This is a genomic window from Methylobacterium sp. EM32 (assembly GCF_040593685.1).
In the GTDB taxonomy this organism is placed as follows: Bacteria; Pseudomonadota; Alphaproteobacteria; order Rhizobiales; family Beijerinckiaceae; genus Methylobacterium.
The window spans coordinates 22,373-34,951 of sequence record NZ_JBEXZS010000048.1; the positions used below are offsets into that span (position 1 = coordinate 22,373).

General features: G+C 72.9%; 8 protein-coding genes. All 8 read right to left on the reverse strand.

From position 1 onward, the window contains the following. Positions 1–39 precede the first annotated feature (39 nt). Positions 40–1,266, reverse strand: coding sequence for an efflux RND transporter periplasmic adaptor subunit (locus ABZT49_RS07555; protein WP_355285024.1), 1,227 nt, complete (start codon positions 1,264–1,266; stop codon positions 40–42). Between the two features lie 514 nt (positions 1,267–1,780). Continuing rightward, positions 1,781–3,685, reverse strand: coding sequence for a response regulator (locus tag ABZT49_RS07560; RefSeq protein WP_355285026.1), 1,905 nt, complete (start codon positions 3,683–3,685; stop codon positions 1,781–1,783). Then, positions 3,682–5,400, reverse strand: a complete 1,719-nt coding sequence (locus tag ABZT49_RS07565; protein WP_355285028.1) for a response regulator — start codon at positions 5,398–5,400, stop codon at positions 3,682–3,684. The genes ABZT49_RS07560 and ABZT49_RS07565 overlap by 4 nt, the downstream gene beginning before the upstream one ends. Next, on the reverse strand, positions 5,397–6,449 hold the full coding sequence (cheB, locus tag ABZT49_RS07570; protein ID WP_355285071.1) for a chemotaxis-specific protein-glutamate methyltransferase CheB: 1,053 nt from the start codon (positions 6,447–6,449) through the stop codon (positions 5,397–5,399). Before cheB ends, ABZT49_RS07565 begins: the two co-directional genes overlap by 4 nt. Before the next feature lie 17 nt (positions 6,450–6,466). Continuing rightward, the gene (locus tag ABZT49_RS07575; RefSeq protein ID WP_355285030.1) at positions 6,467–8,758 is read right to left on the reverse strand and encodes a response regulator; all 2,292 of its coding nucleotides are present in this window, start codon (positions 8,756–8,758) and stop codon (positions 6,467–6,469) included. A gap of 25 nt (positions 8,759–8,783) precedes the next feature. Continuing rightward, a complete protein-coding gene (locus ABZT49_RS07580) occupies positions 8,784–10,460 on the reverse strand; it encodes a methyl-accepting chemotaxis protein (protein ID WP_355285032.1) in 1,677 nt (558 codons plus the stop codon). A gap of 32 nt (positions 10,461–10,492) precedes the next feature. Next, a complete protein-coding gene (locus ABZT49_RS07585; RefSeq protein ID WP_355285033.1) occupies positions 10,493–11,095 on the reverse strand; it encodes a chemotaxis protein CheW in 603 nt (200 codons plus the stop codon). Further along, positions 11,095–12,576, reverse strand: a complete 1,482-nt coding sequence (locus tag ABZT49_RS07590) for a CheR family methyltransferase (protein WP_355285035.1) — start codon at positions 12,574–12,576, stop codon at positions 11,095–11,097. Before ABZT49_RS07590 ends, ABZT49_RS07585 begins: the two co-directional genes overlap by 1 nt. Positions 12,577–12,579: the final 3 nt, after the last annotated feature.

Here is a 12,579-nt window from a genome sequence, read left to right on the forward strand (position 1 = left end):
GGATCCGAAGGTGCGGGGTCGAACAGGAGAGGGCGGGGGTCAGCTCTGGGTCGACATCCGGTCGATGAAGAGTGAGCCGCGGGAGATCACCCGCTCGCCCTCCTTCAACCCGTCGAGGATCTCGACGGTGGAGCCGTCGACGATGCCGGCCCGGATCGCCCGGTTCTCGACCGAGTTGTCGGCCCGCAGCACCCAGACGCTGGCCTTGTTGCCCTCCAGGATCACGGCGGCACGGGGCACGGCGTGGGACAGGGTCTCGCGCTCGTTGATGATGCGCACGCTCGCGTACATCTCGGGCTTGAGCAGACCTTGGCGGTTGTCGATCTCCGCACGCACGGTGATGCGCCGGGTCGTCGGGTCGACCGAGGTGCCGATGAAGTTGATCCGGCCGACGAACTCGCGCTCCGGATGGGCCGGCACGCGGAAGGTGATTTTTTCGTCCATCTCGACCTTGGCGGCGTCGGTCTCGCGCAGCTGCGCCACCAGCCAGACCTTCGACAGGTCGCCGATGATGTAGGACGGGTCGCCGCTCGAGCCGACATACTGGCCCGGGCCGATCTTGCGCTGGATGATGGTGCCGCTGAGCGGCGCGTTGATCGGGGTGTTGGGGTTGATCGCCGAGCCCCTTTGCAGGGCCGCCATCTCCTCGTCGCGAAGCCCCAGGATGCGCAGGCGGTTGCGCACCGCCTCCAGCCCGACCTCGGCGGTGCGGTTGTCGTTGGTGGCGGTGGTGAGGTCGTTCTGGGCGGCCTGGAGATCGCGCAGGGTCGTGGCGCGGGTCTCGAACAGGTCGCGTTGCCGCTTCTCGGCGGCCTGCGCGAAGTTGAGCTGCGAGCGGCTCTTGTTCAGCACGTTGAGGGCGGCTAGGTAGTCGTTCTGGGCTTGGACCATCTCGTTGGCCTGGACCGAGAACAGCGGATCGCCGCGTTTCACCTGCTCGCCGGTGCGGGCGAAGATCGCGATGACGCGGCCGGGATAGGGCGAGAAGACCGGCGTCGCCTGATACTCGTCGACCCCGATCTTACCCTCGGTGGCGATCTCCTCGAAGAACCGGCGCTTGACCACCGGCTCGCTCGACACCGTCGCGAGCTGCGACGCGGTGAGGGTGAAACCCTTGGGGGCCTGCGGCCGGGCCGGCACGTCCGCGAAGGCGGTGATCGGCTCCTGGCGGTGGCTGGGCCGCACCATGGTGTAGGCGACGACCGCGCCGGCGGCCACGACGGCCAGGACGACGACTTGGCTGATCGGTCTCAGCGTCCGGGGCATGTTCGTCACACTCTTCGTCGGCCAGCGCGCCGCTGCGGCGCGATGGGGATGACCGATCGGCAACGCGCGGGCAACACTTAGCCAATCTTGCTGACGCAAGCGTGAATGACTTTCGTGCCCGACTGGTTCCGGGCCGGCTGTGCCGTCGGCGATACACTGGCGCGCGGGTGACGCAGAAGGGGCGGGGCCGAGGTCGCGCAGGCGGCCCGCGATATTGGTTCTCGAAAGATATGACGCGGGCTTCCCCTCTCCCCGCGGGCGGGGAGAGGGCTGTGTTCCCGTTCAGGGAACGCAGCAAGCGGAGGCGAAGCCGGAGCGAGGGTGAGGGGGTGGTCCCGGAGGAGCCACATTCGGCACTTCCCCCTCACCCTCGCCCTGCGGGCTTGCCAAACCCTCTGAACGAGGGTTCGGCCCTCTCCCCGCCCGCGGGGAGAGGGGAAGTCCCGCGCTCTTCGCTTCCCTCGGACAGCCTTGCCGCAGAGGGGGGCCCGCGCCTCATACTTTCCGGATCAGATCACGCCTTCGGATCGAGCAGGGCCGCCACCCGCGCCGCGAGGTCCGCGGACAGGAACGGCTTCTCCAGCACCGAGAAGTCCGCCGGGATGCGCGCCGCCTCGGCATGGCCGGTGACGAGCAGGAAGGGCAGGGACGGCCAGCGCCCGCGCACCGCCTCGGCGAGGTCGAGGCCGCTCATGCCCGGCATCGCCAGGTCGGCGACCACGATGTCGAACCGCTCCGCGCTCAGCCGCTCCAGGGCCGCCTCGCCGCTCGGCACCTCGGCCTCGTCGTAGCCGAAGCCGTTGAGGAACGAGGCGGTGACGTGGCGCACCTGGGGATCGTCGTCGACCACCAGGACGCGGGCCCGGCGCGGCGCCGGGGCCGGCGCGGCCTGCGTGGCGGGGGTCGCCTCGACCGCCTCGCGCGAGCGCGGCAGGTAGAGGAGGACCGTGGTGCCGTGCCCGACCGCGCTGTCGATGCGGATCGTGCCGCCCGATTGCTGGATGAGGCCGAATACCATGGCGAGGCCGAGGCCCGTGCCCTGGCCGACGCCCTTGGTGGTGAAGAACGGCTCGAACACCCGGCCTAAGATCTCCGGCGGGATGCCGGTGCCGGTGTCGCGGATCGCGATCACTGCGTAGTCGCCGTCCTTGAGGTTCGGGTCGGTGCTGCCGCGGATCGTCTCGTTGCGGGTCGAGAGCGCGACGACGCCGCCCTCCGGCATCGCGTCGCGGCCGTTGATGCAGAGGTTAAGGATCGCGAGTTCGAGCTGGTCGGGATCGACCCTGGCCGGCCACAGGGCGTCGCTCAAGTCGCGCTCGACCTGGACGAAGCCCCCGAGGCTCCGCCCGAGCAGGTCGTCCATGCCGCGGATCACCGCGTTGAGGTCGACGACCCGGGCCTGGAGGTCGCGGCGGTGGCTGAAGGTGAGGAGGCGCTTCGTCAGCGCCGCGCCGCGCTGCGCCGCCTGGGCGGCGTTGGTCATCAGCCGCGACAGGCGCGCGTCGCCCGCCACCTTCGGCAGGGCGAGCTCCAGGCTGCCGAGGATCGCGGTCAGCAGGTTGTTGAAGTCGTGCGCGACGCCGCCGGCCAGCGTGCCGAGCGCCTGCATCTTGTCGGCCTGACGCAGGCGGGTCTCGAGCAGGCGCTGCTCGGTGATGTCGCGCGCGATCACCGCGAGGTGGACGATCGCCCCGGCGGGATCGCGGATCGGCACGCGGGTGATCTGGTTCCAGGTCGGGGCCGCCTCCGGTCCGCTCGCCGCCACCGTCTCGGTCGGTGCGCCCGATTCGATCGCCGCCCGGTCGGCGGCTTCCGCCTCGCCGGCGCCGTCTCCCAGCAGGTCCGCCTCGGTGCGGCCGAGGCAGGATTCGGCCGAAGGAGCGCCGAGGCGCTCCGCCATGCGGGCGTTGAGGCGCAGGAAGCGCCCCTCGGTGTCCTTGAAGGCGATCGCGTCGCCCGAATGGTCGAGGAGACCGCGCAGGAGGGCCCGCTCGGTGGCGAGCTCCCGGGCGAGGCGGTGGCGCTCGTAGGCGCTGCGCACCGCGTTGCGCAGGAGCGCCGGATCCCAGGGCTTGGTGATGTAGCCGGTGATGCCGCCGCGGTTGAGCGCCGAGACCACCGCCGAGATGTCGGCGTAGCCGGTGAGCAGGATCGCCTGCGCGTCCGAGATCTCCCGTGCCTGGGCCAGCAGCGCGTCGCCGGTGAGGCCCGGCATGCGCTGGTCGGAGAGGATGACGTCGATGTCAGGCTCGGCGGCGATCAACGCCAGGGCCTCGGCCGGCCGGGAGGTGGTGATAACCCGGTACTCGTCCTCGAACAGGTCCTCGAGGGCGACCAGGATGTCCGGCTCGTCGTCGACCGCCAGGATCGTGCCGCGCGGGGCCGGATTCATCGATCGGTCCATCGCACCCATGGTCATGCGGCCCGCCTCGGAATGCTGATCACGAAGCAGGCCCCTCCCTCCGGCGACGATTCCACGGATAATTGTCCGCTATGCGCCTGCACGACGCTGTAGGCAATGGCGAGGCCGAGCCCGGTGCCGGATCCGACCGGCTTCGTGGTGAAGAACGGCTCGAAGATCCGTTCGCGCAAGTCCTCCGGCACGCCCGGGCCGCTGTCGCAGATCCGGATCACGTCGTGGTCGTCGCGGATCGCGGTCTCGATCGTGATCGTGCCGTCGCCGGGAATCGCGTCGGCGGCGTTGCCGAGGATGTTCATCACCACCTGGTTGAGCAGGGCCGGCGAGCAGCGCATCTCGGCCGCGCCGGCGAAGTCCTTGCGCACCGTGATGCGGGTGCCGAGCTTGTGCTGGAGCAGCGCCAGCACGTTCTCGATTGCGTCCGGCACGTGGACGGTCTGCATCTCGCCCTCGTCGAGGCGCGAGAACTTGCGCAGGTTAACGACGAGGTCCTGGATCCGCGACAGGCCGAGGCGCATCGACCCGACCCGGTCGCGGGCCTTGTCGAGGGCGCGGCGGGCCGGCGTGCCCTCCGGCACCGCGCCCGCCACCTCGCCGACCAGCCGCTCCACCGTGCCCTGATGGGCGAGGATGAAGGCGAGCGGGTTGTTGATCTCGTGGGCGATGCCGGCGACGAGCTCGCCGAGAGAGGCCATCTTGGCGGCCTGGACGAGCTTGGCCTGCGTGTCCTTGAGGCGGTGGTTGGCCTGTTCGAGGTCGTGGTTGGCCTGGGCCAGCGCCCCGGCGAGCGCCGCCTTGGCTTCCGCCGCGGTGGCCTCGGCCTTGGCGCGCTCGGCGGCGAGCGCGTGGCGGCGCACCTCGTCGGCGACCCGGCGGTCGTCCTCCTCCAGGAGCTTGCGGCGCACCAGGGTGCGCACCCGGATCGCCAGCAGGTCGGCGTCGGCCCCTTTCGCCACCACGTCGTCGGCCCCGGCCGAGAACGCCTCGACGAGCAGGTCCTTGCTGGAGGAAGCCGCCGAGCCGATGCCGACGAGGTAGAAGCCCGGCGCCCCCGCACCCGTGGCGGCCCCCCGGAACGCGTCGATCCGGCGGCAGAGCGCGATGGCGTCGAAGCCGGTGCCGAGGAGATCGACCGTGACGCAGTCGAAGCCCTCACCGGGCGCCTCCAACGCCGCCATCGCGGGGTCGGGCCCGTCGGCGGCGACGACCTCGTGGCCCTCTTGGGCGAGGAGAGCCGCGAGATAGGCCCGGAAGGTCGCCGAGCCGTCGACGACGAGGATGCGGGCGCGGCGGAAGCTCGCCGGGCGGCCCGGCTCGTCCTCCGGCACGGCGGCGCGCTCGCGCAGGAGCGCGCGGATGCGCAGGAGCAGCAGGTCGCGGTCGGCGGATTTCGGCACGTAGGCGTCGGCGCCGCTCTCCAGTCCCTGGCGCTCGAAGTCGCGCCCGCTCGCCTCGGTGAGCATCAGGACCGGCGTCGCCCGGGTGCGCAGGGCGAGCCGCATCTGCCGGGTCAGCTCGTCGCCGTTCATCCCCGGCAGGTGGTAGTCGGCCACGACGAGATCGGGCAGGCCGTGGTTCATCGCCTCGAGCGCGCTTTCCGCCGTGGCGTGGCGCGCGACCGAGAAGCCGGCGCGCTCGAGGAACAGGCGCAAGTGCAGCGCCTGGGTCTCGGAATCCTCGACCAGGAGGATGCGGGGCTGGGTCGCTGCCGTCACGCCGGGAGGCCCGGCTGCACCGCCCGCAGGATCCGCGGCGCGATCAGGTCGAGGGGGAGCACGCTCCCGGCGGCCTTCAGGCGCACGGCCGCCGCCGGCATGCCGTAGACGACCGCCGAGCTCTCGTGCTCGGCGATGGTGGCGGCTCCCGCGAGGTGCATGTCGAGGAGGCCGGCGGCGCCGTCCTCGCCCATGCCGGTGAGGAGCACGCCCAGCCCCCGCGGGCCGGCCGAGCGGGCGACCGAGCGGAACAGCAGTGTGGCGGAAGGGCGCTGGCCCCCGACGGGTGGTTCGTCGACGAGCATCAGGAGCCCGCCGGGGCCGAGCGTCAGGTGGCGGTCGCCGGGCGCGACGTAGACGTGGCCGGGCAGCGGCCGCACGCCGTCAGTGGCGATGACGACGGTGAGCGGCACGACGCCATTCAGCCAGTCGGCGAAGCCCTCCATGAAGGCCGCGCCCATGTGCTGGACGAGGAGCACGGGGAGCGGAAAATCCGCCGGCAGGGCGCCGAGCAGCTTGGCGAAGGCCGGCGGCCCGCCGGTCGAGGCGGCGACAGCGAGCACGCTCGGCGCCTGCGTCGCCGGGATCTGCAACGCCTGGCCGCGCGCCTCGTCCCGTGCCGGCGCGAGGCGCTCGGCCCCGATCGGCCGGCGCCGGATCACCGGCACCTGGCTCATGATGCGCAACTGGGTGCAGATCTGGTCCGACACCGCCTCGTAGGCGCGGTGGCCCGTGCCGACCGGCTTCTCGACCACGCTCAGCGCCCCGGCCCGCAGGGCGTTCATCGAGATTTTCAGCGAGGAATCCTCGACCGCGTCGGCGACGACCACGATCGGGGTCGGGCGCTCGGCCATGATCCGCCGGGTGGTCTCCAGCCCGTCGATGCCCGGCAGGCGGATATCCATCGAGATCACGTCGGGCTGGATCCGGTGGATCTCCCGCAGGGCCTCCTCGCCGGAGGCGACCGCCGCGACGAGGGCGAGCCGCGGATCGCGGCTGACGATGTGGGCGAGGAGCTGGCGCACCACCAGCGAATCCTCCACCAGCATGACGCGGACGGGGGCGCTCACAGCAGCTGACCGATCGTGTCGAGAAGCTCGCGCTGATCGAACTTCTGCTTGGTGATGTAGGCGTCGGCCCCGAGATCGAGGCCCCGGCGGATGTCGGCGGGATCGCCGCGGGAGGTCATCAGGATCACCGGCAGCCGCGTCAAGCCCGGATCGGCCTTCACCGCCTGGAGCAGGCCGAACCCGTCGAGGCGCGGCATCTCGACGTCGGCGACAACGAGGTCGACGTCGGCCCCGTCCCGGCGCAGGCGGTCGAGGGCGTCCTGGCCGTCGACGCAGACGAAGACCCGGTAGCCGTGCGCCTCGAGGATGCTCTTCTCCAGCGTCCGGGTGGTGATCGAATCGTCGACGACGAGCACGGTCGGCACGCGTCGCGCCCGGCGCTCGGGCACAGCAACCGGGGCCGCCACCAGCCCGCCGGTGCGGGCGCGGGCGCACAGGCCCTCGGGGTCGAGCACCAGGGCCGGATTCTCGTCGGCGAGCATGACGGTACCGGACATCAGGGCGGGGTCGCCGCCGAAGGGCGGCGCCGGGCCGACGAGGAGGACGCGCACGTCGAGCAGCCGGTCGACGGCGACGGCGCACAGAGTGGGGCCGCAATGCAGCAGGACGGCGCGGACGAGGCCGTCGCGGAGGGGAAGAGGGGCAACACCGGATCCGAGGAGCGACGCGAGGGGAACGAGCGGCACGACAACGTCCCGTCCCCCCTGCTTGATCCGTGCCGCCGGCTCACCCGCCACGGACGCGAGGTCGCGCTCGGAGAGGCGCAGGAGCCCGGCGATCGCGCCGCTCGGCAGGCCGAAGGTCTGCGGCGCCTCGCCCGGCCGCAAAGCCGCCTCGACGAGCAGCACCGGCTGGCGGGCGGCGGAGAGCGGCACCGTGATGGTCACCTCGGCCCCGTGGGGCTCGGCCGGCCGCAAGGAAGCCCGGCCGCGCAAGGAGCGCGCGGCCTCCGCCACCACCGACAGGCCCATGCCGCGCCCGGCGATCCGGTCGATGGCGGCCGCGGTCGAGAAGCCCGGGGCGAAGACGAGATCCAGGATCTCGTCCCGGCCGGGCTCGGACCCCGGCGCCACCAGGCCCTGGCGCCGCCCGGTCTCGAGGATGCGGGCGAGGTCCGGGCCGCGGCCGTCGTCGCGGATCGTCACGACGAGCTGCGTGCCCTTCGAGGCGACCGAGAGGGTGACCGACAGGGCCTCAGGCTTGCCCGCCTCCCGGCGCCCCTCGGGGCTCTCGGCGCCGTGGCTGATCGTGTTGCGCAGGGCGTGCAGCACCGGGTCCTTGAGGGCCTGGAGCAGGCCGCGGTCGACCTGGAGGTCGAGGCCGTGAAGCCGCACCTCCACGGCCAATCCGGCCTCGCGGGCGATCTCCCGCACCATCCGGCCGTAGCCGCCGAACACCGTCTCGGCCGGGACCAGCAGCAACCGGTCGGCATCGTCGCGCAGGCGCCGGAGCGCGGTGTCGACCGCGCCGGTGCTGCGGCTCTGCACCCGGGCGAGGCCCGAGATGCCGCGGATCACCGCCCGCAGGTCGCCGTCGAGGCGCCGCACCCGGTCGACGAAGCCGTCGAGGGCGATGCCGGCCGGATCGCCGGCCTCGCGCAGGCGGCGGGCCAGCGCCACCATCTCGCCGGTGCGGCCCTGCACCGTATCGACGCTGCGGCGCAGGCCGCGCGCCCCGGATTCGAGGCCCGCCACCGCGCCCCCGATCGCCTCCTGGCCCTGGAGCACGGCGGTGAGGTCGTGCACCGCCTTCGACAGGCTCTCGACTTGGTCGCTGGCGATGCGCAGGTAGGCGACGGCGTGGTCCTGGTGCGTCGGCGGCGCGGGCTCCGGGAGCCGTTCGGGCGCCGGTCCGGGTCTGGCCTCCGGCCTGATCTCCGGCGTGATGTCGGATTTGGCCTCCGGGATCGGCGCGCCGGACAGGCAGGCATCGAGGGCCGCAATGGCGTCGGCGGGCACCGCCGGCTCGGGCGTCTCGGCGAGGCCCGCAACCAATCCTTCGATCCGGTCGAGGGCGAGGTCGACCACGCCGGCGGTTCTCCGGTCGAGGCCGGTGCGGCCTTGCACCACCCGGTCGAACAGGGCTTCCAGCCGGTGGGCGACCTCCTCCACCGCCGGCAGGTCGACGGCGCGGGCCGCGCCTTTCAGGCTGTGGGCGCGGCGAAAGACGTCGTTCCAGTCGGCCGGCCGGCCCGCCTCGGCCTCGGCGAGCGCCGCCCGGATCGCCGCGAGGTGCTCGCGATGCTCGGCGTCGAAGGCCGCGAGGAGGAGCTGGCGGATATCGTCCATCGGGGCTGGGTCGGTTCCGCTTCCGTCAGAGCCGGTAGCGCTCGGCGAGCGCCAGGAGGGCGCTGGCGAGTTCGCTCAGGTTGGCGGCGGCGGCCTCGACCTGGCGGGTGCCGGCGGCGGTCTGCTGGCTCGCCTGGCGGATGTTCTGGAGTGCCCCCATCACCTGCTCGATGCCGAGCTGCTGCTGGTTGGTCGAGGCGACGATCTGCTGGAAGGTCTGCACGCTCTCCTGCACCCGGGCGGTGATCTCCTCGATCGTCGCGTGGGTGGTGTCGGTGCGCTCCTTGCCGACCGCCACGCGCTTGACCGCCTCCTCCGTCAGCATCACCGAGGCGTTGATGCCGCGCTGGATGTCGCCGAGGATCGCCCGGACCTGGGCGGTCGCCTCCTTCGCCTGGTCGGCGAGCGCCTTCATCTCGGAGGCCACCACCGCGAAGCTGCGCCCGCTCTCGCCCGCCGCCGCCGCCTCGATGGCGGCGTTGAGCGCCAAGAGATGCGTGCGCTCCGAGACGTCGTTGACCGTGGCGATGATCTCGCCGATCGCCTGCGTCTTCTCGCTGAGCGCCACGATGTTCTCCGCCACCGCCTCGCTCTGCTCGCGGATCGCGTCCATGGCCCGCGCGGTCTCGTCGACGGCGCGCAACCCCGCGCTCGAGGTCTGGGCGGTGGCTTGCGCCGTGGCGATGACCTCCTGCGCGCGCTTGCCGATCTGGGCGCCCGCATGGGTGATCTCGTCGACGGTGGCGGCGGTCTCCTGCACGGCGGCGAACTGCTCCTCGACGCTCGCGGCTTGCTCCTGGGCCGAGGCGCGGATCTCGGCCGCCGCCGCGTTGAGGTTCGAGGTCGAGGCGCGGTTCTGGCTCGCCAGCTGGCGCAGGCCCTCGACCATCTGGTTGAGCACACCCCCTAAGCGGCCGAGCTCGTCGCGGCGGGTGTCGGCGATCCGGCCGGTGAGGTCGCCGGCCCCGACCTTGCCGACGAAGGCCATCACCGCGTCGAGGGGCTGCACCACCGAGCGGCGGATCAGCACCGTGATGACGAGGGCCATCACGACGCAGACCACGAGCGCCGCGATGGTGGAGAGCCGGCTCTCCTCGTAGATCGCCCCGACCCGACGCTGGCCGGCCGCGATGGCGCCGTCGAGGGCGTCGCGCGCCGACCCCATGGTGCGCACGAAGTTGTCGCCTGACTGGTCGAGGGCGGTCTCGGCGGCCTGGATGCCCGGTACGTCGTTGGCGTTGATCGCCTCGAACTGGCGCTCCGTGGCGGTGCGGGTGGTGCGCAGCTCGGCCCCGGCGCCGACCAGCAACTCGGCGATGCGCTGCCAGGCGGCGGCCCGGTCGGGCGAGAGCGACTGGGCCCGGTAATCGTTGGCGGTGGTGATGGCCCCGGCGAGGGCGGTCTCGGCGGCGGCGGCGTTGCGGCGCCAGGTCACCGTCGGCTCCTCCTTGGCCGAGGGCTCGCGGCCCATCGCCCGCAGGTAGTAGCGGGTGGTCGCCTCGTCGCGCAGATCGCTCATCCGGCGCTGCGCCTCGCGGATGTTCTCGAGCTGGTGCATCACCGTCAGGTCGCGGGTGACGATGATGTCGGTGGCGTTGCGCACCTCGCCGATCTGCCCGACCGCGTAGACGCCGAGCGCCACGATCACCAGGACGACGGCGGCGAAGCCGAGGAGGATGCGGTTCCCGATCGAGAGCGACACGCGTGGGGTTCTCTTTGGCTGGAGGCTTTAAGTCAGGCCGGTCCGGGACGGCCGGAAGCGAGGAGCGCCAGGAGAGACGGCAGATCGATCACCGCGAAACCGGACCCGGAATCGTCCGGTTCCGGACGTGAGGCCTGCGACGCGGCGCGGGCATAGCCCGCCACCGCCCGCCTGCCCAGGCCTTCGGTCTCGACCACGGCCTCGGCCACGGACAGGACGCGCTCGACCTTGAGGCCGATTCGCGGTCCGTCCCGGCGCAGGGTCACGACGTGGCCGGTGATCCCCTCCGACGGCGCCGGCGCGGCGCCGAGCGCGACAGCGAGATCGACCACGCTGACGAGGGTCCCGCCCCGCCCGGTGAGCCCGACGAGCGCGGTGGGCGCCCCCGGCACCGGTGTGCAGGGCCGGAACGGAAACACCTCGGCGACGCTCTCGAGCGGCAGGCCGACCGTCTCGGCACCGGCGCGGCAGACGAGCAGGGAGCGTGTCGGCCGCGCCTCCGGGGCCGTGCCGCGAGCGGCGAGGCTGCGGGTGCGGGCCTCCAGGATCTCCTCGATCCGGGCGGCACTGAGCGCAGCTTCGCCGGGCAGGGTCGGCCCGGCTTGAGCGGCGGCGGAGGTCGTCGATCGCGGCATCAGGCGGCCTCGCCGCCGAGGAACGGCCGGGCGGCGCCGGACAGGTCGGCGGCCGTGAGCCCGTCGCCCTCCGGAAGCTCCGCCCCGGCCGGCAGGGCTGCTGCGAGCCGCAGGGCATTGGCCACGGCGCGGCGGCCGGCCTCGGCGCGGCCGGCGGCGATCAGGGTCAACCCGAGGTGGTAATGCGCCATGACGAAACCTTTATCGAGGTACAACGCGCCGCGAAAGGCGCGTTCGGCCTCGTCCGGCCGGGCGCGGGCGCGGGCGAGCAGGCCCTCATAGTAGCGCAGGCGCGGATCGGTCGGGTCCTGTCCGAGGGCCGCCCGGCAGGCTCGCCAGCTCGCGTCGAGGTCGCCCGCATCGGCGAGCGCCCGGACGGTGGCGAGGGGGCTGTCGCCCGCGACCGGCGCGGGCTTGGTCGCGACGGGCCGGGGAGGGGGCGTCTCGCAGGCGAGGGGCGTTTCGGAGGCAAGGGGCGTCTCCAGCGTCGGCAGGGCCGGGGGCAGGAGCGGCATCCAGTCGGACTCCGGTTCCGGTCGCGCTTGGCCTGTCGCTTGGGCTGGCCCTTGGCCCGGCAACTGGGCTGGCACGAAGTCCGGCCTCTCGCCGTCCTCCGGCCGGCGATAGGCGGCGGTGCCCGGCAGGGAGACGGGTTCCAGGAATTCCGCGAAGGCCGGGTTCGGCTCGGCATGTCCCAGCAGCAGCCAGCCGCCGGGCCGCAGCCGCTGGGCCAGCGCCCGCACCAGCGCCTGGACCACGTCCGGGTGGAAGTAGATCAGGACGTTGCGGCACAGGATGAGGTCGTAATCGGTCAGCGCCAGGGAGGCGGTGCCGTCGAGCAGGCTCATCAAGTTCTGCGGCTCGAACCGGGCGAGCCCGCGGAACTCGGGGCGCAGGGCGAAGGTGCCCTCCCGCGGGCCGGGCCGGAAGTAGCGCGCGCGCTCCTCCGCCCCGAGGGTGCGCAGGGCCCAGGCGCCGTAGACCGCGCGCCGCGCCACCGCCAGCACGTCGCGGTTGATGTCGGTGCCGGTGAGGCCGATCCGCCACTCGGGCAGCCGTTCGCCGAGCAGCTCGTGCAGCACGATCCCGACCGAGTGGGTCTCGGGGCCGGTGGAGCAGCCGGCGCTCCAGATCCGCAGGCGCCGCTCCTCGCTTCGCGCGGCGATGCGCTCGGGGAGGATGGTGCCGCGCAGGGCCGCGAACTGCTCGGCGTAGCGGAAGAAGAACGTCTCCCCGATGGTGATCTCGGCCTCGAGCGCCGCCCACTCGGCCTCCGACTCCTCCAGCAGCACCAGGTAGCCGGCGGGATCGGGCACGCCCCGGGCGCGCATGCGCCGGCCGACCCGCTCCCACAGGAGGTCGTCCTTGTCGGCGTAGTAATGATGGCCGGTCCGGGCGACGAGCCGCGCCTTCAGGGCCGCGAAGGCCGGATCGCCGATCGGGGCCGTGCCCCGCATGGTGCGCATGTCCGGCTGTGGCATCTC

Coding starts and splice junctions, on each gene's coding strand:
- ABZT49_RS07555 (WP_355285024.1), bottom strand. CDS start 1,266: ATGCCCCGGACGCTGAGACCGATCAGCCAAGTCGTCGTCCTGGCCGTC.
- ABZT49_RS07560 (WP_355285026.1), bottom strand. CDS start 3,685: ATGACCATGGGTGCGATGGACCGATCGATGAATCCGGCCCCGCGCGGC.
- cheB (WP_355285071.1), bottom strand. CDS start 6,449: ATGCTGGTGGAGGATTCGCTGGTGGTGCGCCAGCTCCTCGCCCACATC.
- ABZT49_RS07575 (WP_355285030.1), bottom strand. CDS start 8,758: ATGGACGATATCCGCCAGCTCCTCCTCGCGGCCTTCGACGCCGAGCAT.
- ABZT49_RS07585 (WP_355285033.1), bottom strand. CDS start 11,095: ATGCCGCGATCGACGACCTCCGCCGCCGCTCAAGCCGGGCCGACCCTG.
- ABZT49_RS07590 (WP_355285035.1), bottom strand. CDS start 12,576: ATGCCACAGCCGGACATGCGCACCATGCGGGGCACGGCCCCGATCGGC.